Below are 23013 nucleotides of genomic sequence, written 5' to 3' on the forward strand. Positions count from 1 at the left end.
TTAGTGAGAATCTCTTGGTAAACCTTTGGTATGTGAGACGTCTAAATATTTACCTCGAGAATTAATACATGCACCATCATCCAATTGACCAACAGTATTCCTAAATATTTCCTGCCAAGGAGTTTGATTATTTGGTTTAAATACTTTTTTATTTTTTCTTCGTTTTTTAAACTCAGCTTGAGAAATCAATAAATCAACTCTTCTTTTATTTAAGTCTATTTTTATTTTATCGTAAGTTTTAACAATTCCAAGATCTCCACCTACTGCAGACTCTGGTGAAACATGTAAGATTGATGGACTTTCTGATGTTCCACTTTGTCTTCCATCACCCAAAGTTGGTAGATGTCTAATTCCTTTTTTTAATAATCTATCTGGTGGTTGCATGTTAACTACTTCGGCTGATCCAGGATAACCAACGGGTCCACAACCTCTAATAATTAATAGAGAATTTTCATCTATTTTTAATTTCTTATCATTAAGTCTTTTGTGATAATCCTCGGGACCTTCAAAAACTATAGCTTTACATTCAAAAACATTTGGGTGTTTAGGATTTGATAAATATTGATCTCTAAATTCATTACTGATTACAGATGTTTTCATAATAGCAGATGAGAAAAAGTTGCTTTTCATAACTAAAAAACCAGCTTTTTCAGTCAATGCATTCTTAAATGTTTTAATTACTTTGTTATCTACATCAACTTTCTTTCTTAAATTTTCTCCTACAGTTTTTCCTGTAACTGTCTTTATTTTTGTATGAATTTTTTTGTTTTTAATTAATTCTTTCATTACCGCAGGTATTGCTCCAGCTCTGTGAAAACTTTCCATTAAGTATTCTCCTGCAGGTTGGCAATTTACCAATAAAGGAATGTTGTGCCCAAGTTTTTGCCAATCAGAAAGGTCAAATTTAATTCCCATATGTTTTGCAATAGCACTTAGATGAGCTGTACAATTACTAGATCCACCAATAGCACTTGCAACAACTACTGCATTTTCAAAAGCTTTACGTGTCATAATTTTTGATGGGGTTAAATCTTCATGAACCATTCCAACGATTCTTTTTCCTGTTTCGTAAGAAATTTGTTCTCTCTCTCTATAAGGAGCTGGAATAACAGCACCCCCTGGTAAAGACATACCTAGCGCTTCAGCAACAGAGTTCATTGAAGAAGCTGTTCCCATTGTATTACAATGTCCAGCACTTGGGGCAGAAGATGCAACCATATCCATAAATTCCTCGTATTTAATTTCTCCTTTGGCTAACATTTTTCTTGCTTCCCAAACTACCATTCCTGATCCAGCTAATTTTCCTTTGTAAACTCCATCTAACATTGGACCACCTGACAAAACTATTGCTGGAATGTTTACAGTTGCTGCAGCCATTAAAGCTGCCGGAGTAGTTTTATCACATCCTGTTGTTAAGATAACTCCATCAATTGGGTATCCATATAAAACTTCAACTAGTGACAAGTAAGAAAGATTTCTATCCAACATTGCTGTCGGTCTTTTTCCAGTTTCTTGAATTGGGTGAGTAGGAAATTCCATTGGTATGCCACCTGCTCTTCTAATTCCATCTTTTATTCTTTTACTCAAAGACATGAAATGTCTATTGCATGGAGATAGATCACTGCCAGATTGTGCTATTCCTATAATTGGATTGCCAGATTGTAATTCTTTTCTTGTAAGACCATAATTTAAATACCTTTCTAGATATAAGGCTGTCATGTCAGGGTTTTTTGGATTATTAAACCACTGTTGACTTCGGAAACTCTTTTTTCTTTTTTTAGGCATAATTTAAATAATGGTTTGTTTAAGTTATTGGTTATATAATAAATTTATGAATAATCTAATAGTTTTAAACAAGAATGACAATGTGGGCGTTAGCCAATTTATTATTCCTGAAAAAACTAAAATTGAAGGTTATGAGATCAGCACTATTGATCCGATCCCTTTTGGACACAAAGTTTGTTTAAAAACTATTAAAAAAGGTGATCCAATCATAAAATATGATCAAATTATTGGATTTGCTTTAGATGATATTAAACCAGGACAACATGTTCATTCTCATAATTTAGAATTTAGAGAATTTAAAAGAGATTTTAAAGTTACTGATAAAAAACATGTTATTGATGAAAAAGCAGACACCTTCTTTAATGGAATTTTAAGAGATAATGGACAGGTTGCTACCAGAAATTACATTGGAATTGTAAGTACTGTAAATTGCTCAGCTACTGTCACTAAAATGATAGTTGAGAGGATTAAATATTCTGACATTTTAAAAGATTATCCAAATATTGATGGCATAGTTCCAATTACTCACTCAACAGGATGTGGAATGAATACTGAAAGTGAAGGAATGCAAATTTTTCAAAGAACTATAGATGGATTTAAAAATCATCCCAATTTTTCTCATGTTTTTGTTATAGGTTTAGGATGCGAATGTGCGCAAGTCAGTTTATTTGATGAGTCTTTAAAAAAACATAACCGAATTCATTTTCTAACTATCCAAGATGAAGGTGGAACTAAAAAAATAGTCGAAAAAGTATTATCTCAAATTAAAAATTTGCTTTCAGATGCTAATAACGTTCAAAGAACCTCACAACCAGTAAGTCATCTAACTTTAGCTCTTCAATGTGGTGGTTCAGATGGATATTCAGGAATAACCGCAAATCCTGCACTAGGAGTTGCAGCAGATCTCTTGGTTAAAAAAGGTGGAAGTTCAATTTTATCAGAAACTCCAGAGATTTATGGAGCTGAACATTTATTAATTAATAGAGCAAGCTCACAAGAGACTGCTGACAAGCTAATAAAAAGAATTGAATGGTGGAGACATTATACTTCAATTAATAATAGTTCTATGGATAACAATCCTGCACCAGGAAATAAAAAAGGTGGCCTTACAACCATATTGGAAAAATCCTTAGGCGCTGTTGCAAAAGGAGGAAACTCAATCCTTCAAGATGTATTGCATTATGCTGAACCTTTAAAAAATAAAGGTTTTAATTTTATGGATTCTCCTGGTTATGACCCTGTATCTGTAACTGGTCAAGTTGCATCAGGTGCTAATGTTATTTGTTTTACAACAGGACGTGGATCTTGCTTTGGCTGTAAACCAGTTCCAAGTTTAAAACTTTCAACAAACTCAGCGATGTTTGAAAGAATGTCAGAGGATATGGATATTAATTGTGGTACAATTGCTGAAGGAAAAGAAAAAGTTGAAGAAGTTGGTCAAAAAATATTTGAATTAGTTGTAAATACTGCCTCAGGGAATAAATCAAAAAGTGAAATCAACGGCTACGGTGACGAGGAGTTTAATCCTTGGCAAGTTGGCGTTGTAATGTAATTTATTTTTCCTGTGCCTCGACAAACATCCTTAATTAACGTAATTTTATTAGCCGCTGGTGGATTTTTTATGTTTGTTTGTATGGACTCTACAGCAAAATATCTTGGAACAGTAATGCCAGTTACTCAAGCAATTTGGGGGAGGTTTTTTTTTCACTTGGTATCTTTAATTATATTTTTTTTAATTTTTAAGCCAAAAGTAAATTTAAAAAAAAATTTTAAAGTCCAAATAATTAGATCGATATTAATGGTGACTGCCACCTCTTTTATGTTTTATTCTTTACAGAAATTTGACTTGGTAGATATTTATGTTGTTTTCTTCACAGCGCCTTTGATCGTCTCGTTGCTTTCAGCATACTTCCTAAAAGATATATTGAGTACAAAAGGTATACTTTTAATGTTATTGAGCTTTAGCTCGATTGTTTATTCACTAGGTCCAAGTATGAGAATATTTAGTTTAGATTTAATATTCCCTATTGTTCCTCCAATTTGCTGGGCTCTTTATCAATTTTTTACTAAAGTTGTATCAGGTGATAACGATCCATTTGCTGCTATATTTTATACTTCAATCTTAGGTGCAATAATTTTTAGTATTTTTATATTTTTTAATTGGGTGCCATTAGAGAAAAATATCTTTTGGCTTTATTTAGTAATTCTTGGTGTGGCAGGTTTTGTAAGTCATTCTTTGATTATATATGCAATACAACTTTCTAATTTGTCATTTGTAACTAATTTTCAATACTCACAATTAGTTTGGTCTACAATTATTAATTTCTTAATTTTTGGTGTACCGTTTGATTATAATAAAATTGTTGGTGTAATAGGAATTATTGTTTTTGGTATAATGTTTATAAGAACAGAAGGTAAAAAGAAAAGTTAAATAGTGAGGTTTAAATGAAAAATATCGGTTTTATTGGTGTTGGGTATATGGGCTATGGAATAGCTAAAAATATTTTAAAACATAAAAATAAGCTTTTTGTAATTGCTAATAAAAATAGAAAACCAATTGAGAAAATTATCAGCGATGGAGCTGAGGAAGTAAAATCTTTTGAAGACTTTTCTAGTAAAAATTTAGATGCGATGTTTATGTGTGTTACCAACACTCCTATAGCAAAACTAATTTCTGAAAAAATATCTGATATTTTAGATAGTAAAACTTTAATTATTGATATCACTACTCACAATAAAACTGGCTCAATGGAAACTGAGAAAATATTCAAAGCAAAAAATATTAATTATGTTGAATGTCCTGTAATGGGAGGACCTGTTCAAGCAGAGGAAGGTATATTGGGAGGAATTGTTGGAGCGTCAGATGAAAATTTTAAAATTGCTGAACCATACTTTAATTTTTTCTGTAAAGAATATTTTCATTTTGGGACTGTTGGAATGGGAGCAAAATCTAAGCTTTTAAATAATTTTTTATCCCTTGGAAATGCTGCATTAGTTAATCATTTGGCTAAAAGTGCTACAGAAATGGGTTTAGATTTAAAAAAAGTATTTGATGTTGCAAAACTTGGTTCTGGAAATTCTGCAGCACTCAATAGAGTTTTTGACAATCTTTTAAAAGGTGATTTTACTGGATTTAAATTTACGGCAAGTAATTCTGTAAAAGATTTAACTTATATTCAAGACTTGTTAAAAGATTTTCCTGAAGCTGAAAAAGTTGCAGAGGTAAATAAAAATTATTTTCAAAAAGCTGTTGATGATGGTTACGGTGAAAATTTTATAAGTGAATTAATAAATAAAAAATAATTTAAGAAGCAACTTAAGTTACCGGGAATCTACTAAAGCACTAGGTTGTATTCAATAAATATATTTACTCAAAATTAAAATAAATAAATTGAAATTGTATAAATTATAATTACCTTTTTATAGAAGGAGGTTTATGTTAATACTTTCACCACCTGATACTTAGCTGAACAGCTCATATTTCAAAAATATAACAAAAAATAAATTCCTCTCGGAATTATAATGCCAAAGAGGCGATACAAGGGAGCTCTTTAGGTATACACTTAAAGAGCGAACCCTTTAAAAACTAATTTACAGATTTTAATATTTCTAGTGGAAGTGGAGCTTCTGGGTATTTTTTTTGACATAACTTTTCATAGTTTTCACAAAAACTCATGATGGTTTTTTGAACTTCTTTTTTATCTTTATTTGAAAGATTTAGGTCTTTAATTAATTCACTGCAATTTTTTTCTAATTCTTTTATTTGCTCTCCTGAAAAAAATTCTCCTGTTTCTATTTCCCAATAAGTGTCTTCAAGCTCATCATCAGTTAAATCATTTAATTTTTTCTGTAATAATTTTATAGTTTCGTCCTCTGTTGCCTTGTCTCTCATGGGAGAATTCTTAAGTTTTCCAAGGCATTTATCTCTTAATCCATCAATGAAATGAAAATAAGGTTTACCTTCAGAAAAATCTCTAAAGTGATTTGTATTAAAATATTTATCAATAGCTGTTTCTGTTGAAACCTTTTCTTTGCCCTTAATTATAGCTATTTGAACGTAAACTTCTTGGCTAATATATTCTTCAATATGATCTTTAACTTTTTGAGGTATCATTCTAACTTAGTACTTAATGTTCTTCTCTGTACCTATTATGACAAGCCTTACAATTACTCCACATCAATTTAGTAAGGACGCCCCCCACATCGTCAGCATCTTCAATTATAGACGCAAGTTGTGTCATATCATCAGAAGCCTTTAGCATTAATTTGGTAAATTTATCTTTTTCTTCCCATATTATGGGTAACGCTTCGGTATCAAATCCTTCTTTTGTATTATCAGGAAATAATTCAGATAACACTCTATAATTTTCACTCATTTCATTCATTAATAATACAGCATCTTCAAAATCAAGATTTGAAGTTAATGACTTAACTTTTTTTGCTGTTCGATAGTTTTTACTAAACAAGGCTTGTCTATTTTTAATGATTTCCTCAGCAGTCATCTCTGCATTTGAATTAAACCCAATTAATAAAATAATTGTTGATAATAAAAATATTTTAAAAGAACTGTTTATGTGTTTAACTAAAGTATGCATATAAAAAATACCATAACAGAGTATGGTGTTATTTCAAAGATTTTGCATTGGGTTAGTGCGTTACTACTATTTATTCAAATTCCACTTGGTTTCTATCTTGTAGATTTAGACTTTGGTGAACAAAGAATTAATATTGAAAATATCCATATCATAATAGGATTGTCTTTATTTTACTTAGTAATAATAAGATTACTTATTAAGATATTTAATCCTACACCAAAATTAGAACCTAGTATTTTTAAAGGACAAAAGTTTTTAGCAAAATTAAATCATCTACTTTTATATGTGACAATTTTATCAATCACAATTTCAGGGATTTTAAAAAAATTATTTAATGGAGAAACATTAATAATTTTATTTAAAGAAATAAAAATTCAAGATAATTTTGGATTAGCTGATCAATTTTATGAAATTCATATTTTATCTAATTATTTTATGATCGCTCTAATTTCAATTCATGTACTGGCTGTGATAGTACATAAAATTTTTTTTAATGATAATTTATTAAAAAGAATGCTTTAAATTTATTAATGACAATTAATTCCAAATTTTTTAAGACGCCAATAATTATATGGCCATGGAGTTAAAAATCCAACAATCAACATTATCGGTACAACCCACCATGTTAAAATTGCTCCACCAGTTAATAAATAGTCTGTAAGGTTCATCATTATTTCCATGCTTAGCATTGAAATCAAACTCATACCTGACGCAGTTTTTAAGGCTCCATTAAATGAGAAACCTTGCTTAATAAGAATAATAGTTTCAAGGATTATACTTGTGATTAAGCCATTAATAATAGCTAAAATCATAATCGCTAAAATAGGAAATGGTATTTGTGTTAATTGAAAAAATAAAATTGTCCCAAAATCACCTATAGAACAACCAATTACACACCACATAGTATTTTTTGCGCTGCGTTTCCAAGTGTGTTTACAAGACCAATGAAATGTAGAGGTACTCATAATTATTTGATAATAATATTTAATGATCTTTAAACAAGTATTTGACGAAAAATCTTCAACATATACTTATATTATCGCTTCGGCAAAAGGTCGCGAGGCCGTTATAATCGATCCGGTAATTGAAAATGTTGAAAGCTATATAAGTATTCTAAATGAATTAGAATTAAAACTAGTCAAAGTAATAGATACTCATATTCATGCTGATCATGTAACTGGTGCAAGTAAACTAAAGCAAGTAACAAATTGCTCTACACTTATGGGAGAACACACGCCTGCTGATGCTGTAGAAATTAAAGTAAAAGATGATGAAATAATAAAAATTGATCAATTAGAAATTAAAGCAATGTATACACCAGGTCATACTTCAGACAGTTATAGTTTCTTAATGGATAACTATTTATTTTCAGGAGATACTCTTTTAATTAATGGCACCGGTCGAACTGATTTTCAAAATGGTAGTTCGAAGGATGCTTATAACTCGATCTTTAATAAATTGTTAAAATTACCTGAGGACACCATTTTATATCCAGGCCATGATTATAACGGCAAAGAATCTAGTACAATTGGTAATGAAAAAAAATGTAACCCAAGATTGCAGGTTAAAAATGTTGATGAATATGTTGAGCTTATGTCAAATCTTAATTTAGCAAAACCAAAATTGATAGATATCAATGTAAGTAGAAATATAAAATTAGGTGCTAATTAAATACTACAAATATTAAAAACCAATAAGAGACTAATCCAGCTGAAATTGTTGCAATAATATTTTTTGAAAAATAACCTACAATAACAGCAACTAATGCTCCAAAAATTTTGGGATCATTCATTTCTATAAAAGTTCCAAAATCATTTATAAATATTCCTGGAAATATTATTGCTGGGAATACTGCAGAAGGAACATATTCTAACACTGCTTTAATTTTATCTCCCAACATATCTCTACTTATTAAAGCGATCATAGTCATTCTGGTGAGGTACGTTAATATTCCAGCAAAAATAATTGCAGTAAGTGTCATTTTTTTAACCTCAACAATAGTGCAGCTACAAATAAAGCAATTATTGGTGAAATAATTATGTAGGATTTAAATGGAGCATCAAAAAATAACAGAGAACTTAAACCACAAGTAATCATTACAATTACATGATCTAATTTTTTTAAATCCTGAACAACAATTGCTATAAACGTTAAAGGAATTGCAAATTTTAATCCGAGTTCCTCTGGAACAAATGATCCTAAAACAATACCTGATAAGGTTGCAATTTGCCAACAAACCCACATTGTGCAGCCAGTACCAATTAAATGATAATGTAAAAATTCTTCACTTCTATTTTTTTTGAAAAACTTATTAGACTCTGCAAAGCCTTGGTCTACAACGATATATGAAATTAACAATTTTTTAAAAAAAGATAATTTTTCTAAATACTCAGATAAAACTGCTCCATATAATAAATGTCGAGAATTTATAATACCAACAGAAGCAACTGCAACTAAACTAGATGCACCCCCTGATAACAATTGTAAAAATACTATTTGTGAAGCTCCTCCAAAAATTATGAAAGACATTGCGTAGACTAAATACGGGTGAAATCCAAGTTCAACACCGATTGCTCCACAAATTATTCCAAATGGAATTACTGAAAGCATATGTGGAGAAATATCCAACATCCCTCGAGTGAATAATTGTTTTTTGGTAAGCATTTGGTTGTTTTATTAAAAACAAACTATGTGATCAATATTAATCGGTCTTTTAATTCCAAACTTTTCGTCAGCTTCATGTTGATGTTCGTGATGGGAATGAACAAAAACTGGTATTAATAAATCGCTGTTGGTTTTTAAAGTATAAATAAAGTTTGTTCCTCTAAATTTTCGATCTACTACTTCTAGCTTTAGATTGCTTTTATCATCGTGCTCAAGGTCTTCTGGCTGTAATAAAAGTTGTACCTTAGAACCTTTTGGATAATGCTTAATAAAATTACCTTTAATTGTTCCAAGATCATCATTTTCTAATGAGTTTTCTCCTGTTACTTTTGCTGGAATTAAAATTCCACGATTTAAAAAATTTACTACTTCGACTGAGTTTGGAAAATGATAAACATTATAAGGATCATCAAACTGTTTTATTTGGCCATCTAATATGATCGCACATTTGTGTCCTAAATAAAAAGCTTCGTAAGAGTCATGAGTAACGATTATTGTAGTAATCTTTAATTTGCTTAAAATTTTTTTTAATCTTACTTGAATTTCTTCTTTAAAACTTTGATCTACATTCGATAATGGTTCATCTAACAACAAAAGATCAGGTTGTGTAATTAAAGATCTTGCAAGGGAAGCTCTTTGCGCTTCTCCAGCGCTTATTTCATGCGGATATTTTTTAAGTATTTTTGAAATATCAAGTAAATTAATGATCTCTTTAAAAGTTAGTTTTTTTTTCTTTTTTGTTTTATTTCTCTCAGCGCCTAACAATATATTCTTTTCAACTGTGTAATGAGGAAATAAGCTGTTATCTTGAAAAGCTAAAGATACATTTCTATCTTCAGGCTCAACATGTTTATCTTTAGAAGATATTAATTTTCCATTTAATTTAATTAAACCCTTCTCAACATTCTCTAAGCCAGCAATTGTTCTTAAGATTGTTGTTTTTCCAATTCCTGAAGGACCTAAAATACATAAAGTTTCTCCTTCATTTTCAATTACAAATGAAGCGTTTTTAACTTTGATTTTTCCACCAATTGTGAAATCAACATTTGTAATCTCTAAAAAATTATTTTTCATTTTTCTCTTAGAATATATTTAGATGTAAACATAATAAATATAGTTGCAATTAAAATTAAAAATAATGATGGAACTGCAGCAGCTTCTAACAAATCTTCAGATGCAGATATATAAGCTGTTGTTGCAAAAGTTTCAAAATTAAATGGTCTTAAAATAAGGGTTATTGGTAACTCTCTTATTATTTCTAGAGAAATCAATATAGCTACAAATAAAAGAGAATTTCTTAAGAAAGGAACATGAATATTCATGAAGGTTTTCTTTTTGGAGTAACCGAGTAGATATGAACTTTCATCAACTGAAATATTTATTTTTTCATAGCCTGACTTAATTCCATTAAATGCTAATGAATAAAATCTTACAAAATAAACTAAAACAAGACCAAGAACAGAACCAATAAAGATTTTTTTAATAGACAGAAATCCAAGAGTTTTAACAATGTTTTCATCAAACCAAGCAATAAAAGTAATAAATGCTACGGCTAAAATAACACCTGGAATAGCATAACCTGATATAGATATAGTTGATAAAAAATTTAAAACCCTATTTCTAGAAACTCTATTTCCATAATTTGAAATTAAAGAAAATAAAATCAAGACTATGCTAGATAAAATCACCAAATAAATTGTATTTAAAGTAAGTGAAATTACATCAATATCAAAAAGATTTTCTGGAAATTTAATTGTCCAATATAACATTTGACTTAAAGGAAATAAAAAACTTAAAAAGAAAATTATAAAACAAAACAAAAATGCAAAAAAAGATTTTTTTCCAGACAATGTAATTTTTTCTTTTTGTTTAAATCCACCTCTTGAATTAAAATGGTATTTAGCTTTTTTTCTAGAAAAATTTTCAATTATAAAACATGCAAATATAAATATTAGTAAGAAAAAGGACAATCTATTTGAAAAAGCCAAGTCATCAAATGTAATCCATGAATTATAAATTCCAGTGGTTAAGGTGTTTATTGAAAAAAAATCAACTGCACCAAATTCTGCTAATGTTTCCATCGCAACAAGAGATAACCCAGCAACTATAGCTGGCCTGGCAGCTGGTAATATTAAAGAATATAAAGATTTAAATTTTGAAAAACCTAAACTTCTTCCTAAATCAATTAAGTTTTGAGATTGATATAAAAATGATGCTCTAGAGAGAATATATACATAAGCGTATAATGAAAATGAAAGGGAAAGTACCGCTCCAAGGACACCATCGAACTTTGGGATATGCTTGTTGTATTCCCCTTCTCCAAATAAATTTGTCAAAATTGTAAAAGCTGTACCATAATTTTCAAAAAAGGCCGTCAAAGAATATGCATAAATGTAAGGTGGAACAGCGAAAGAAAGTATAAGACCCCATTTAAAGAAATCACTAAAAGGAAATTTATAAAATGAAACCAAGTATGCAGATGCAGTACCTATTATAAATGTTAAGATTAAAACACAGAATAGTAGTGTGAAAGAATTAAAAATATATTCAAATAAAAAAGTATCTTTTAATACTTGATAATAATTTGAGGTTTCTTCAAAAAAACTAAAAAAAACTGTAACGATTGGAATTAATACGCCTACTGACACCAATAAAGAGGATAGAAACCAGATATTTAAATTCTTTAACATTAAGGGTTTTATAATATAAAAAAATTTTTTTAATATGATTTTACTTTGATGCAGAAAGGTATTTTAGTGTATTTTCTGGTGTTGTTTCTATATACGGGTCATCATCTGTGCCTGAATTATTAATTCCAGGCTCCTGCCACCATTTTTCAACAATACCGTCATTAATAACTGCCATATATCTCCAACTTCTTTGGCCAAATCCATCATGGTCTTTGGAGATTAACATTCCCATATATTTTGTAAAAAGTCCTGATCCATCTGGTATTACTTTAACATTAGAAATACCCATTTTTTTTGCCCAAGCATTCATGACGTATGAGTCATTTACTGAACAACAATAAATTTCGTCTATACCAAGTTTTTTTAATTCATCAGCATTTTTTTCAAATCCAGGTAATTGTTGAGAGGAGCATGTTGGTGTAAATGCACCGGGTAAACTAAATAAAATTACTCTTTTATTTTTAAAAAAATCATCAGTAGATTTATTTGTCCACTTCCCACCAATTGCACATGCAATTTCATTATCCGAAGTATCACCTTCTCTGATTCTAAAAGTTACTTGGGGTATTTTAAATCCTTCAATCATATTTTTTAATGCCCACGACAATTTTTAGGAAAGGGTAAAGATCCTAAAGGAGAGTGACGTGGGCACCGTCTAAAAAGAAATATATCATCATTTAAAAGGAGTGAGGATGTCTAGAGCCTCGTCTTTTTCAATCTCAGATAATTTTCTATTATTTATTTTTCTTTTAATCTTTTCACACTCTGATGAGCATGGTTCACATGTTATCTGACCCTCAAGTGAACCGCTCATTACAGAAGAATTACTTAAATCAAAATTAAATAAATTCTTTTTCACTATGTGTTACTTCCAACCAGCAGCTGTCATAACTTCTAATGCAGCAGCTTGATTTTTTCCATAAGTTGAAACTTTAGTTGTTAAATCTTGTTTAAAATCTAACCCTAAATTATTCACAACTAGTGGACTTGGAGAAACACCATCAATCATTGGAAACTCAAAAGTATTATTTGTAAAGTGTTCCTGAGACTCTGGTGATAATAAAAAGTCAACAAGTGCAATCGCATTTGCTTTATTAGGTGCGCCTTTAACTAAAGCAGCACAACTAATATTCATGTGTGTACCTCTATCATTTTGATTTGGGAAAAACGCTTTAACTTTTTTTGCAGCTTCTTGTTGTTCAGCACCTTTTTTACCTGAAAGCATAAGTGCTAAATAATAAGTGTTAGCTACTGCAATATCAGCTTCGCCAGCTGCTACTGCCATAATTTGAGCTCTATCGTTTCCTTTAGAGTCTCTAGCCATGTTAGCAACAACACCTTTTGCCCATTCAGCTGTAGCTTTTTTTCCATTATTTGCAATTAATGAAGCTACAAGAGATTTATTATAAATATTGCTAGATTTTCTTATTACCAATCTACCTTTCCATTTTGGATCAGCTAAACCTTCATAAGTCAAACCTGATAACTCAGCTCCACTAACTCTCTCAGGTGAATAATAAATAATTCTTGCTCTTTTTGCTACTCCAACCCATTTATTGGTTCTGAAGTTTTTTGGAACAGATGCTTTAATTGTTGCAGATGATAAACCACCTTGAAGCAAACCTTTTGCATCCATAGCACCACATCTTCCAGCATCCGCAGTAATATAAAGATCAGCTGAAGAATCTGCTCCTTCTTCGGCTATTCTTTTTTCTAAAGCTCCTGATTTACCATTAATTAAATTTACTTTAATTCCTGTGGCTTCTGTAAATTTTCCATACATTTCAGCATCAGCCTTATAATGCCTTGCATTAAATACATTTACCTCATTCGCAATCGCAAAAGTTGATACAAATAAAGATGTAATTAACGCTAAAATTGATAATTTTCTCATTAAACTCCTTAATTATTACGTTATTTTTGAGAATGAGAACTATTCTCAATGAGAATGATTATCAATCGCAATAGTGTCGCAGCTTTAAATTTATTAATAATTTAAGGGGTTTTGCTATTTTTCTCTATTTCCAGTCGCCAATTTTACTGAATAAGAAATTTCTGAAAGCTTGAACTCTAGCTGTGTTTTTTAAGGATTGCGGGTACACAAAGTGTGCCTCTGTTATAGGCCCTTCTACTTTTGGAAGTACTTTAATTACGTTATTAGAATTTGATACTAAATATTCTGGAAGAGCTGCTAATCCAACACCTGACTCAACAGCTAACAATAATCCCATTACACTATTTACTTTCATTATTGTTTTTCTTTTCTTTCCATCGTGCATTCCAATTTTTAACGCCCAATCAGGGTTATAAACTGGAGAAGGAGCACCTTTTCCAAAAGAAATAAATTTATGTTTATTTAAATCACCTATTGTTTTTGGCATTCCATTTTTTTCTAAATATTTATTTGATCCGTAAATATAGTATTTAATATCAACTAATTTTTTCTGAATATAATTAAGTTGTTTTGGTCTTCTCATGAAAATTCCAATATCAGCTTGTCGAGTACTTAAATCTAATTCTTTATCATCAAAAACTAATTCGATTTCAATTTCAGGGTTAAGTCTCATAAATTCTTGAATTCTTGGTGTTAACCAGTGAGTTCCAAAACTTCTAACAGTAGTAATTGTTAATTTACCTGTTGGTTTATTTTTTTGATCTCCTAATGAAGTTTCCACTTCTTTAAGCTTACTAATTACTTCATGAGCTGTTTTAAATACATATTCGCCATTTTCTGTAAGAGTTAATCCTCTTGCATGTCTTTCAAACAATTGAACTTTTAAATCTTGTTCTAATGATTGAATTTGTCTACTAATTGCTGATTGGCTAAGATTTAAATTGACAGTAGCATTCGTAAAACTTCCTGCCTCAGCTACTGCATGAAAAATTTTTAATTTGTCCCAATCCATTATTTATTTAAATCAACTAATACCCTTCCTGAAATTTCACCTTTTAAAATTTTTGGATAAGTTTCAATCAATTCTTCCAAATTTACTGTTAAAACTGATTTTTCTAGTAAATCAAAATCTATTAATTTTGGAGCCTCTGCCCAAATAAATTCTCTTCTTTTAATACTGCAATTAGCAGAGTCCATTCCCCAAACTTTAATACCTCTTAACATAAAAGGAAGTAAATTTGTATTAAGCTCATTGCTGTTTGCATTTCCACAAACTGCAATTATTCCATTTGATTTTGTTTGAGCAATTGCATTTGCTAAAATTTTTCCACCAACAGTATCAACTACACCATCCCACAAACCTTTGTCTATTGGTCTTGGGTCTTTATCAAATTCAGCCCTATTTATAATGTTTTTAGCTCCTAATGATTTTAAATAATCTGATTTAGAATCTTTTCCAGTTACTGCAGTTACATTATATCCTAATTTTGTTAAAGCCATCACAGCTACACTGCCAACTCCACCTGTTGCACCAGTTACCAAAACATCGTTAACTTTTTCTCCTAACAAAATACTTTCTCTTGCTTGAATAGCAAAAGCACTCATTAAAGAAGTTAAACCTGCTGTTCCTAAAATCATTGCTTGTTTGCTTGTCAAGCTATCTGGTTTTTTAACTAAAAAATCTCCACTTACTTTTGCAATTTGTGAAAACCCTCCAAAAAAAACTTCCCCTACTCTAAATCCGGTAAGTATTACTTCGTCACCTTCTTTAAATTTAGGATTATCACTTCCAATAACTTTTCCTGAAAAATCAATTCCTGGAATATGAGGATATTCTTTAACTAATCTTCCTCCATTTTTTAGAATCATTCCATCTTTAAAATTTAAATCTGAATATTCTACTTTTACTGTTACATCCCCATGTTTCAAAAAACTTTTATCTAAAGACTTTACTTCTCGCGAAAAATTTTCGCCTTCTTGGTTAAGGACTATTGCTTTGAATTGATCGGACACTTTAATCTTTTAACGTAGTGCTGATAAATCGTAAATATCTATTTTGATAACTTAAATCTTCTTTAAATTGGCCTAAGTAAAAATTAGTTACTGTTGTTGCTTGTTCTTTTTTAATACCTCTCATAGTCATACACTGATGAGTTGAATCTATTGTAACTGCTACACCTTTTGCATCCAAAGCTTCCATTAAAGTATTTGCTATCTGAACTGTTAATCTTTCTTGCGTTTGTAATCTCTTTGAAAATATTTCAACTACTCTTGCAATTTTGCTTAATCCTACAACTCTTTCATTAGGTATGTAGGCAACATGAGCTTTTCCTATAATTGGAGCCATGTGATGTTCGCAGTGACTTTGAACTGATATATTTTTTTGAACAACCATGTCACTATAACCTTCAACATCGCCGAAAGTTTTATCTAATACTTTTTTTGCATCCTCATTGTAACCTTGAAAATATTCTTTGAATGCTTTTACAACTCTTTTAGGAGTCTCTAACAACCCTTCTCTTTTAGGATCTTCACCCATCCAAGATAAAATGGTTCTTATAGCCTCTTCAGCTTCTTTATCTGAGACTTTTTTTGTGTCTATATTTTTGTCGTCTGTGTCTTTTACTAATTTCATAGCGCCTTTTTATACAGTAATTACCTTAATTTAAAAATATTTAATATATTTAGATATGTGCTACATAATCACCTCTTATGTTCAAAAAAAGAGAAAATATCTACGATATTGAAGAGGGAAATCTTCTTTCACCCAAATTTGATAATGATGGGTTGATCCCAGTTATTACTATGTGCTCAAAAACTAAAGATATTTTAATGCATGGATATATGAATGTAGAAGCTCTTAAAAAGACAATTGAAACTAAAGAGGCACACTATTTTAGCAGATCAAGAAAAGCTATTTGGCACAAAGGTAAAACAAGTGGTTTTACACAAAAGGTTACTGAAATAAGAATTGATGATGATCAAGACTCAATATGGTTAACAGTTGATATTGGTGATGGAGCTAGTTGTCATGTTGGTTATAGATCTTGTTTTTATAGATCTATTCCTATGGGACCAATAGAAAATGGAAGAAAAGTTGAAATGGAATTTCTTGAGAAAGAAAAAAAATTCGACCCTGACGAAGTTTATAAAGGTCAGCCAAATCCTACAAAAATTTAAATGAGCGAGAAGCAAAAAAATGTTCTAGGTGAAGATCTAGAAGAATGTTCAAATGATCCTTTAACAGGTTGGTTTCGTGATGGTTGTTGTAACACGGACGAGAATGATCATGGACTTCATACAGTTTGTGCTAAAGTTACTACCGAATGCTTAGAGTGGATGAAAGAAGCAGGTAACGATTTAATTACTCCACATCCTGAATTTGGGTTTCCAGGTTTAAAAGACGGAGATGGATGGTGTTTGTGTGCTAGTTGGTATGCAAGAGCAGTTGAAGCCGGTAAAGGGTGTCCAATATTTTTGAAAAGAACCCACGAAAACACTCTTAAATATGTACCTATCGAAACTTTGAAAAAGTTTGCAATAGACTTATCTTAATTACATATTTCCATATCTTGGACCACCACTTCCTTCCGGTGTAACCCAAGTTATATTTTGAGAAGGTTCTTTAATATCACATGTTTTACAATGAATGCAATTTTGAGAATTAATTACAAATTTATTTACATCATTTTCTTTTTGAACCTCATAAACTCCTGCAGGACAATATCTTTGAGCAGGTTCATCAAATTTTTCTAATGTATAATTGATTGGTAAATCAGGATCTTTAAGTCTTAAATGAACCGGCTGATTTTCTGCATGATTGGTTCCAGTTAAATACACTGAACTTGTTTTGTCAAAAGTTATAACATTATCATATTTTGGATAATCTATTTTAGGCATTTGGTTTGCAGGTTTTAATGTTTCATGATCAGCATGTTTATGTTTAAGGGTAAAAGGAAGTTTTCCTCTAAATAAAATTTGATCGATACCTGTAAAAATTATTCCTAAAATTAATCCCCAGCTAAAACTAGGTTTTACATTTCTGGCTTCATAAAGCTCTTTATATAACCAACTATTTTTAAATTTATCTTCATAAATTGATAAATCCTTGTTTTCTTTTAAGTGTTCATTAATAGTTTCGGCTGCAATGATCCCACTTTTCATCGCTGTATGAGAACCTTTAATTTTTGGCATATTCAAAGTTCCAGCGTCACAACCAACTAGTAAAGCTCCAGGCATATACATTTTTGGTAAACTTTGAAATCCACCTTCAATTAAAGCCCTTGCACCGTAAGAAATTCTTTTTCCACCTTCTATTATTTTTTTTATTGCTGGATGTGTTTTAAACCTCTGAAATTCATCATAAGGTGATAAATGTGGATTTTTGTAATCTAGACCAATTACATAGCCCAGAAAAACTTGTTTATTTTCTGCATGATACATAAAACTACCACCATATGTATTGTTATCTAATGGCCATCCAGCTGTATGCATAACTAAGCCTTCTTCGTGATTTTTATCCTCTATTTCCCAAATTTCTTTGAAACCAATTCCGTATTGTTGAGGATCTTTACCTTTGTTTAGTTCAAATTTTTCAATAAGTTGTTTGCCTAAGTGGCCTCTGCAACCTTCTGCAAAAACAGTTACTTTACCTAAAAGTTCAATACCAGGTTCAAAACTATCTTTTTTATTACCTTCTTTGTCTATACCCATATCTTGAGTTGCAACACCTTTAACAGATCCATCTTCGTTATATAAAATTTCACTTGCTGGAAATCCTGGAAAAATCTCTACACCTAAATTCTCAGCTTGTTCAGCAAGCCATCTACATAGATTTGCAAGACTAATAATATAATTTTTATGATTTTGTTGCACTGCAGGTAGGAGCCAAGTTGGCCAACTTAAAGATTTGGTTTTTGCTAAAAATAAAAATTTTTCTTTAGTTACTTTTGTTTTGATTGGAGAATTTAATTCTCTCCAATTTGGTAGTAATTCATCTAGAGCACGCGTTTCAAATACATTTCCACTTAAAATATGAGCTCCAATCTCCGATGCTTTTTCTAATAAACAAACATTTAGATTTGGATCTAATTGTTTTAACTTTATTGCAGTTGATAATCCTGATGGTCCTCCACCAATGATTACAACATCATATTCCATCGATTCTCTAGACATACTCTAGTTTTTAACTGTAAGGATTATTTTTGTATAGTGTTTAATTTGTTCAGCTCTTCCATGAACTGAGGCAGTGCCTCAAATAAATCAGCTTCAAGTCCATAATCTGCAACACTAAAGATTGGCGCTTCACCATCTTTATTAATTGCAACTATAACTTTACTTTCCTTCATTCCTGCTAAATGCTGAATGGCACCCGAAATTCCGACGGCGATATATAGATCTGGCACCACTACTTTTCCTGTTTGACCTACTTGATGATCATTACTTATGTATCCAGCATCTACTGCTGCTCTTGATGCTCCAATTGCTGCACCTAGCTTGTCAGCAATTTCTGTAATTAATTTAAAATTATCCCCACTTTGCATTCCTCTGCCACCTGATACAACAATTCTTGCTGTTCCAAGTTCAGGTCGATCAGATTTAATTTCTTCTCTTTTGATAAATTTTGTATTTGAAAACTCTTCACTAGCATCCACTTTTTCAATTGGGGCTGATCCACCTGTGCTCTCACATGGATCGAAAGAAGTGGGTCTGATTGTAACGCACTTTTTAGCATCATTACTCTTAATTGTTGCAAAAGCGTTACCGGCATAAATTGGTCTTAAAAAAGTATCTGGTGATATTACTTTAATGATGTCACTTACTTGCGATGTGTCAAGATGAGCTGCAATTCGTGGCATCAAATTTTTTCCAAATGTATTTGCTGAACAAACAATGTGAGAATAATTTTCTGCTAATTTAACAATCACTGGAGCAAAATTTTCTGCTGTGAAGTTTTCATAGTGAGCTCCTTCTACACTCAATACTTTTTTTACTACTGGAAGTTCAGATAATTGTTTTGCAGCATCTGCAGAATTTTGACCAATAATTACAGCATGAACATCTGAATCGATTTGAGACGCTGCTGTAGCTGCATTAAGAGTAAATGGTCTTAATTCTTTATTATTGTGTTCTGCTATAAGTAAAACTGCCATTAAATTACCTTCGCCTCATTTTTTAACTTTTGAACTAATTCAGCAACATTTGCTACTTTTATACCTGCTTTTCTTTTTGGAGGTTCCTCTACTTTTAATTGTTCTAATCTTGGTGATACATCCACACCTAAATCAGAAGCAGCAATTTCCTCTATAGGTTTTTTCTTAGCCTTCATTATATTTGGTAGTGATGCATATCTTGGTTCATTAAGCCTAAGATCACAAGTTACAATAGCTGGAACATTTATTTCAATTGTTTCAAGACCTTCATCTATTTCTCTGGTTACTTCTAATTTATTTTCTTTTACATCAATTTTTGAGGCAAATGTTGCCTGTGGCCAATTCAATAAAGCACTCAACATTTGGCCTGTTTGATTACAATCGTCATCAATTGCTTGTTTGCCCATAAATACTAAATCTGGTTTTTCTTTATCTACTATTTTTTGTAAAATTTTTGAAACAGCAAGTGGCTCTAGAATTCCATCAACTTTTACATGAATACCTCTATCTGCACCAACTGCTAAAGCTTTCCTAACTGTTTCTTGAGCTTTTTCTTCTCCAACAGTTACTGCAACTACTTCTGTAGCTTTACCAGCCTCTTTAATTTTTACAGCCTCTTCTATTGCATTATCATCTGGAGGATTGGTTGACATTTTTACATTGTCAGTAACTACACCAGTTCCATCTTCTTTAACTCTGATTTGAACGTTGTAATCAATAACCCTTTTTACAGCTACTAAAATTTTCATTAAGCTCTTAATAAATTATTTTCTGAATCATATGGACTCTCATCTAAGACAGTAGCGTCGTACATTTCACCTAATATATCAACTTGTAATTTGTCGCCCACATTCGAACAATCTGGCTTAACCATTGCAAGAGCTATTGATTTATCTAATCTAAAACCAAATTCACCCCCGGTTGCTCTTCCAACAACTTTTCCGTCTTTAAAAATTGGATTATTTCCAAGCACATCTGCATCTTTAGTATTATGAACCTCTAAAGTAACCAATTTATTATCAAAACCTTTTTCTCTCCATTTGTTAAGTGCTTCTAACCCAATAAAGTTTCCTTTATTTGGATGAACAAATCTATCAAGACCAGACTCATATGGTGAGTATTCAATTGATAATTCTGTACCAACTAGTTTATAAGATTTTTCTACTCTTAAACTATTCATTGCTCTAATTCCAAAAGGTTTAATTCCTAAATCTTTTCCCGCTTCCATTAATTTGTCAAAAATATGGTTTTGATATTCAATTGGATGATGTAGTTCCCAACCAAGCTCACCCACAAAGTTTACTCTCATTGCATTTACTGGAGCATAGCCAACATTTACATTTTTAGCAGTCAACCATTTGAAATTTTCATTAGAAAAATCGTCTGTTGATACCTTTTGCATTAATTGTCTTGCTTTTGGACCAGCTACTACCAGAACTCCTGTGCTATTTGTTAGATCTTCAAATATTACAGACCCATCATCTGGCATCCATTTTTGTATCCAATCATGGTCTAATCTTAAATTTGCTCCAGCAGAAACTAGGTAATAACTATTTTCCGCTTCTTTCATTATTGTAAATTCTGAATGCACTCCACCTTTAGTGTTCAAAGCATGGCATAAATTTATTCTTCCAACTTTCTTAGGAAGCTTGTTTGCAACTAAATAATCTAAAAATTCCTCTGCTTTAGGTCCCCTAATTCTGCATTTTGCAAACGCAGTCATATCTAAAAGACCTACGTTTTCTTTAACATTTTGACATTCTTTTTTAATAGCATCAAACCATTTCGATCTTCTAAATGACCAATCATCTTTTTGTTCCATTCCGTCTGTTGCAAAAAAATTAGGTCTTTCCCATCCAAACTTCTGACCAAACACAGCACCTAAATTTTTCATTCGTTCATAACAAGGAGCCGTTCTTAATGGTCTTGCCGCTGGTCTTTCTTCATCTGGATAGTGAACAATAAATACATGGCTGTATGCTTCTTCATTTTTTACTTTCAAATAAGATTTAGTTGCGTAGTTTCCGTAACGTCTTGGTTCAACTCCTAACATATCAATTGTAGGTTCGCCATCAACGATCCACTCTGCTAACTGCCAGCCTGCACCACCTGCTGCTGTTATTCCAAAACTATGTCCTTCATTAATCCAAAAATTTTTAAGTCCCCAAGCTGGTCCAACAATTGGATTTCCATCAGGAGTATAACAGATTGCTCCATTATAAACTTTCTTAACTCCAACTTCTCCAAACGCAGGAACTCTATGAATTGCACCTTCAATGTGTGGAGCTAATCTGTCTAAGTCTTCTTGAAATAATTCATATTCTGAATTTTTTGATGGCCCTTCTACATAACAAGCTGGTGCACCATCTTCGTAAGGACCTAAAATTAGTCCTCCAGCTTCTTCTCTCATATACCATCTACTATCACTATCTCTTAAGACACCCATTTCTGGTAATCCATCTTTTTTTCTTTTTTGAATTGCGGGATGTGGTTCTGTAACAATGTATTGATGTTCAACAGGTATGACTGGAATATCCAATCCTACCATTTCACCTGTTTGTCGTGCAAAATTTCCTGAACATGAAATAACATGTTCGCACTCTATTGATCCTTTATCTGTTTCTACAACCCATCCTTCTTTAGTTTGTCTCATTGATAGAACAGTTGTATTTCTATAAATTTCAGCTCCTCTATTTCTTGCACCAGTTGCTAATGCTTGTGTTAAATCTGCTGGTTGAATATATCCATCTTCAGGGTGTTGTATTGCGCCAACCAAATCATCTGTATGACATAATGGCCAAATTTCTTTTACTTGTTCTGGCTTTAAAAATTTAACATCTACTCCAATAGTTCGAGCAACACCTGCGTATTGATGGTACTCATCCATTCTATCTTTTGTGCTTGCTAGACGAATATTTGAAACCACACTAAAGCCAACATTTTTTCCAGTTTCTTCCTCTAATGTTTTGTAAAGATTAACTGCGTATTTATGAAGTTGTCCAACTGAATAACTCATATTAAATAAAGGAAGCAAACCTGCAGCATGCCAAGTAGATCCTGATGTTAATTCTTTTCTCTCAACTAGAACAACATCAGACCAGCCTTTTTTTGCTAAGTGATAAAGTGCACTAACCCCTACAACTCCTCCACCAACTACTACAACTTTAGTTTTTGTTTTCATTCTGCGATTCCTACTAAATTTTTAATTGTTACGAAACAAAAATGTATCTGTG

General features: G+C 31.3%; 25 protein-coding genes. 7 read left to right on the plus strand and 18 right to left on the minus strand.

Annotation, left to right across the window (positions count from 1 at the left end):
• Positions 1-1785, minus strand: coding sequence for an IlvD/Edd family dehydratase (locus tag AMN81_RS01515; protein WP_072090377.1), 1785 nt, complete (start codon positions 1783-1785; stop codon positions 1-3).
• 46 nt (positions 1786-1831) lie between these two features.
• Here AMN81_RS01515 and AMN81_RS01520 point away from each other — a divergent pair, with 46 nt between their 5' ends.
• Genes AMN81_RS01520 through AMN81_RS01530 form a run of 3 tightly spaced genes read left to right on the plus strand, consistent with a single transcriptional unit; the run spans position 1832 to position 5088 of the window.
• On the plus strand, positions 1832-3337 hold the full coding sequence (locus tag AMN81_RS01520) for a UxaA family hydrolase (RefSeq protein ID WP_072090467.1): 1506 nt from the start codon (positions 1832-1834) through the stop codon (positions 3335-3337).
• Positions 3338-3349: 12 nt separating this feature from the next.
• Complete coding sequence (locus AMN81_RS01525) at positions 3350-4216, plus strand: DMT family transporter (RefSeq protein ID WP_143312054.1); 867 nt, start codon at positions 3350-3352, stop codon at positions 4214-4216.
• Positions 4217-4230: 14 nt separating this feature from the next.
• Positions 4231-5088: an NAD(P)-dependent oxidoreductase gene (locus tag AMN81_RS01530; RefSeq protein WP_072090379.1), complete on the plus strand. Its 858-nt coding sequence runs from the start codon at positions 4231-4233 to the stop codon at positions 5086-5088.
• Between the two features lie 283 nt (positions 5089-5371).
• On the opposite strand, the gene AMN81_RS01535 is transcribed toward AMN81_RS01530, so the two are convergent.
• Complete coding sequence (locus AMN81_RS01535) at positions 5372-5899, minus strand: hypothetical protein (RefSeq protein WP_072090380.1); 528 nt, start codon at positions 5897-5899, stop codon at positions 5372-5374.
• 13 nt (positions 5900-5912) lie between these two features.
• A complete protein-coding gene (locus tag AMN81_RS01540; protein WP_072090381.1) occupies positions 5913-6380 on the minus strand; it encodes a c-type cytochrome in 468 nt (155 codons plus the stop codon).
• On the opposite strand from AMN81_RS01540, the gene AMN81_RS01545 reads away from it, so the two are divergent.
• Positions 6375-6902: a cytochrome b gene (locus AMN81_RS01545; RefSeq protein WP_072090382.1), complete on the plus strand. Its 528-nt coding sequence runs from the start codon at positions 6375-6377 to the stop codon at positions 6900-6902. The two genes, AMN81_RS01540 and AMN81_RS01545, sit on opposite strands and share 6 nt — an antisense overlap.
• A gap of 5 nt (positions 6903-6907) precedes the next feature.
• Here the strand turns inward: AMN81_RS01545 and AMN81_RS01550 are convergent, their stop codons facing one another.
• Positions 6908-7345 (minus strand): DUF4396 domain-containing protein, encoded by a 438-nt coding sequence (locus tag AMN81_RS01550; RefSeq protein ID WP_072090383.1) that lies wholly within the window; start codon positions 7343-7345, stop codon positions 6908-6910.
• 22 nt (positions 7346-7367) lie between these two features.
• Between AMN81_RS01550 and AMN81_RS01555 the strand changes: the two genes are divergently transcribed.
• Positions 7368-8051 (plus strand): MBL fold metallo-hydrolase, encoded by a 684-nt coding sequence (locus tag AMN81_RS01555; RefSeq protein WP_072090384.1) that lies wholly within the window; start codon positions 7368-7370, stop codon positions 8049-8051.
• Here AMN81_RS01555 and AMN81_RS01560 read toward each other — a convergent pair.
• The 10 genes from AMN81_RS01560 to folE all read right to left on the minus strand — a co-directional run bounded on the left by AMN81_RS01560 (position 8044) and on the right by folE (position 16263).
• On the minus strand, positions 8044-8361 hold the full coding sequence (locus AMN81_RS01560; protein ID WP_072090385.1) for an AzlD domain-containing protein: 318 nt from the start codon (positions 8359-8361) through the stop codon (positions 8044-8046). The genes AMN81_RS01555 and AMN81_RS01560 overlap by 8 nt on opposite strands.
• Positions 8358-9044 carry an AzlC family ABC transporter permease gene (locus AMN81_RS01565; protein ID WP_072090386.1) on the minus strand — a complete coding sequence of 229 codons (687 nt, stop codon included), beginning with the start codon at positions 9042-9044 and terminating at the stop codon, positions 8358-8360. The genes AMN81_RS01560 and AMN81_RS01565 overlap by 4 nt, the downstream gene beginning before the upstream one ends.
• Before the next feature lie 12 nt (positions 9045-9056).
• The gene (locus AMN81_RS01570) at positions 9057-10118 is read right to left on the minus strand and encodes an ABC transporter ATP-binding protein (RefSeq protein ID WP_072090387.1); all 1062 of its coding nucleotides are present in this window, start codon (positions 10116-10118) and stop codon (positions 9057-9059) included.
• Positions 10115-11734 (minus strand): ABC transporter permease, encoded by a 1620-nt coding sequence (locus AMN81_RS01575; RefSeq protein WP_072090388.1) that lies wholly within the window; start codon positions 11732-11734, stop codon positions 10115-10117. The genes AMN81_RS01570 and AMN81_RS01575 overlap by 4 nt, the downstream gene beginning before the upstream one ends.
• A 40-nt stretch (positions 11735-11774) precedes the next feature.
• Positions 11775-12320 carry a peroxiredoxin gene (locus tag AMN81_RS01580; protein ID WP_072090389.1) on the minus strand — a complete coding sequence of 182 codons (546 nt, stop codon included), beginning with the start codon at positions 12318-12320 and terminating at the stop codon, positions 11775-11777.
• Positions 12321-12407: 87 nt separating this feature from the next.
• Complete coding sequence (locus AMN81_RS06345; RefSeq protein ID WP_075536367.1) at positions 12408-12593, minus strand: hypothetical protein; 186 nt, start codon at positions 12591-12593, stop codon at positions 12408-12410.
• A 6-nt stretch (positions 12594-12599) separates the two neighbouring features.
• On the minus strand, positions 12600-13628 hold the full coding sequence (locus AMN81_RS01585) for an extracellular solute-binding protein (RefSeq protein WP_072090390.1): 1029 nt from the start codon (positions 13626-13628) through the stop codon (positions 12600-12602).
• A 124-nt stretch (positions 13629-13752) separates the two neighbouring features.
• The gene (locus AMN81_RS01590; protein ID WP_072090391.1) at positions 13753-14640 is read right to left on the minus strand and encodes a LysR family transcriptional regulator; all 888 of its coding nucleotides are present in this window, start codon (positions 14638-14640) and stop codon (positions 13753-13755) included.
• Complete coding sequence (locus AMN81_RS01595; protein WP_072090392.1) at positions 14640-15641, minus strand: MDR family oxidoreductase; 1002 nt, start codon at positions 15639-15641, stop codon at positions 14640-14642. The genes AMN81_RS01590 and AMN81_RS01595 overlap by 1 nt, the downstream gene beginning before the upstream one ends.
• Before the next feature lies 1 nt (position 15642).
• On the minus strand, positions 15643-16263 hold the full coding sequence (folE, locus tag AMN81_RS01600; protein WP_072090393.1) for a GTP cyclohydrolase I FolE: 621 nt from the start codon (positions 16261-16263) through the stop codon (positions 15643-15645).
• Between the two features lie 77 nt (positions 16264-16340).
• Here folE and hisI point away from each other — a divergent pair, with 77 nt between their 5' ends.
• Both hisI and AMN81_RS01610 read left to right on the plus strand, forming a co-directional pair.
• Positions 16341-16808, plus strand: a complete 468-nt coding sequence (gene hisI / locus AMN81_RS01605) for a phosphoribosyl-AMP cyclohydrolase (RefSeq protein ID WP_072090394.1) — start codon at positions 16341-16343, stop codon at positions 16806-16808.
• A complete protein-coding gene (locus tag AMN81_RS01610) occupies positions 16809-17183 on the plus strand; it encodes a DUF2237 family protein (protein ID WP_072090395.1) in 375 nt (124 codons plus the stop codon).
• Here AMN81_RS01610 and AMN81_RS01615 read toward each other — a convergent pair whose 3' ends face one another.
• The 4 genes from AMN81_RS01615 to AMN81_RS01630 are packed head-to-tail and all read right to left on the minus strand — an operon-like array spanning position 17184 to position 22961.
• Entirely contained in the window at positions 17184-18803 is a 1620-nt protein-coding gene (locus AMN81_RS01615) for an electron transfer flavoprotein-ubiquinone oxidoreductase (protein ID WP_072090396.1), read from the minus strand.
• 23 nt (positions 18804-18826) lie between these two features.
• The gene (locus AMN81_RS01620) at positions 18827-19780 is read right to left on the minus strand and encodes an electron transfer flavoprotein subunit alpha/FixB family protein (RefSeq protein WP_072090397.1); all 954 of its coding nucleotides are present in this window, start codon (positions 19778-19780) and stop codon (positions 18827-18829) included.
• Positions 19780-20529 (minus strand): electron transfer flavoprotein subunit beta/FixA family protein, encoded by a 750-nt coding sequence (locus tag AMN81_RS01625; protein ID WP_072090398.1) that lies wholly within the window; start codon positions 20527-20529, stop codon positions 19780-19782. The genes AMN81_RS01620 and AMN81_RS01625 overlap by 1 nt, the downstream gene beginning before the upstream one ends.
• Positions 20529-22961: a GcvT family protein gene (locus AMN81_RS01630; RefSeq protein ID WP_072090399.1), complete on the minus strand. Its 2433-nt coding sequence runs from the start codon at positions 22959-22961 to the stop codon at positions 20529-20531. Before AMN81_RS01630 ends, AMN81_RS01625 begins: the two co-directional genes overlap by 1 nt.
• Between the last annotated feature and the right edge of the window lie 52 nt (positions 22962-23013).

The organism is Candidatus Pelagibacter communis (assembly GCF_001179845.1).
In the GTDB taxonomy this organism is placed as follows: Bacteria; Pseudomonadota; Alphaproteobacteria; order Pelagibacterales; family Pelagibacteraceae; genus Pelagibacter; species Pelagibacter ubique_Q.

What these genes read in the sequence shown, in the direction of transcription:
- AMN81_RS01515 (WP_072090377.1), bottom strand. Translation starts at nt 1,785, where the DNA reads ATGCCTAAAAAAAGAAAAAAGAGTTTCCGAAGTCAACAGTGGTTTAAT.
- AMN81_RS01520 (WP_072090467.1), top strand. Translation starts at nt 1,832, where the DNA reads ATGAATAATCTAATAGTTTTAAACAAGAATGACAATGTGGGCGTTAGC.
- AMN81_RS01530 (WP_072090379.1), top strand. Translation starts at nt 4,231, where the DNA reads ATGAAAAATATCGGTTTTATTGGTGTTGGGTATATGGGCTATGGAATA.
- AMN81_RS01535 (WP_072090380.1), bottom strand. Translation starts at nt 5,899, where the DNA reads ATGATACCTCAAAAAGTTAAAGATCATATTGAAGAATATATTAGCCAA.
- AMN81_RS01545 (WP_072090382.1), top strand. Translation starts at nt 6,375, where the DNA reads ATGCATATAAAAAATACCATAACAGAGTATGGTGTTATTTCAAAGATT.
- AMN81_RS01540 (WP_072090381.1), bottom strand. Translation starts at nt 6,380, where the DNA reads ATGCATACTTTAGTTAAACACATAAACAGTTCTTTTAAAATATTTTTA.
- AMN81_RS01550 (WP_072090383.1), bottom strand. Translation starts at nt 7,345, where the DNA reads ATGAGTACCTCTACATTTCATTGGTCTTGTAAACACACTTGGAAACGC.
- AMN81_RS01555 (WP_072090384.1), top strand. Translation starts at nt 7,368, where the DNA reads ATGATCTTTAAACAAGTATTTGACGAAAAATCTTCAACATATACTTAT.
- AMN81_RS01560 (WP_072090385.1), bottom strand. Translation starts at nt 8,361, where the DNA reads ATGACACTTACTGCAATTATTTTTGCTGGAATATTAACGTACCTCACC.
- AMN81_RS01565 (WP_072090386.1), bottom strand. Translation starts at nt 9,044, where the DNA reads ATGCTTACCAAAAAACAATTATTCACTCGAGGGATGTTGGATATTTCT.
- AMN81_RS01570 (WP_072090387.1), bottom strand. Translation starts at nt 10,118, where the DNA reads ATGAAAAATAATTTTTTAGAGATTACAAATGTTGATTTCACAATTGGT.
- AMN81_RS01575 (WP_072090388.1), bottom strand. Translation starts at nt 11,734, where the DNA reads ATGTTAAAGAATTTAAATATCTGGTTTCTATCCTCTTTATTGGTGTCA.
- AMN81_RS01580 (WP_072090389.1), bottom strand. Translation starts at nt 12,320, where the DNA reads ATGATTGAAGGATTTAAAATACCCCAAGTAACTTTTAGAATCAGAGAA.
- AMN81_RS01585 (WP_072090390.1), bottom strand. Translation starts at nt 13,628, where the DNA reads ATGAGAAAATTATCAATTTTAGCGTTAATTACATCTTTATTTGTATCA.
- AMN81_RS01590 (WP_072090391.1), bottom strand. Translation starts at nt 14,640, where the DNA reads ATGGATTGGGACAAATTAAAAATTTTTCATGCAGTAGCTGAGGCAGGA.
- folE (WP_072090393.1), bottom strand. Translation starts at nt 16,263, where the DNA reads ATGAAATTAGTAAAAGACACAGACGACAAAAATATAGACACAAAAAAA.
- hisI (WP_072090394.1), top strand. Translation starts at nt 16,341, where the DNA reads ATGTTCAAAAAAAGAGAAAATATCTACGATATTGAAGAGGGAAATCTT.
- AMN81_RS01610 (WP_072090395.1), top strand. Translation starts at nt 16,809, where the DNA reads ATGAGCGAGAAGCAAAAAAATGTTCTAGGTGAAGATCTAGAAGAATGT.
- AMN81_RS01615 (WP_072090396.1), bottom strand. Translation starts at nt 18,803, where the DNA reads ATGTCTAGAGAATCGATGGAATATGATGTTGTAATCATTGGTGGAGGA.
- AMN81_RS01620 (WP_072090397.1), bottom strand. Translation starts at nt 19,780, where the DNA reads ATGGCAGTTTTACTTATAGCAGAACACAATAATAAAGAATTAAGACCA.
- AMN81_RS01625 (WP_072090398.1), bottom strand. Translation starts at nt 20,529, where the DNA reads ATGAAAATTTTAGTAGCTGTAAAAAGGGTTATTGATTACAACGTTCAA.
- AMN81_RS01630 (WP_072090399.1), bottom strand. Translation starts at nt 22,961, where the DNA reads ATGAAAACAAAAACTAAAGTTGTAGTAGTTGGTGGAGGAGTTGTAGGG.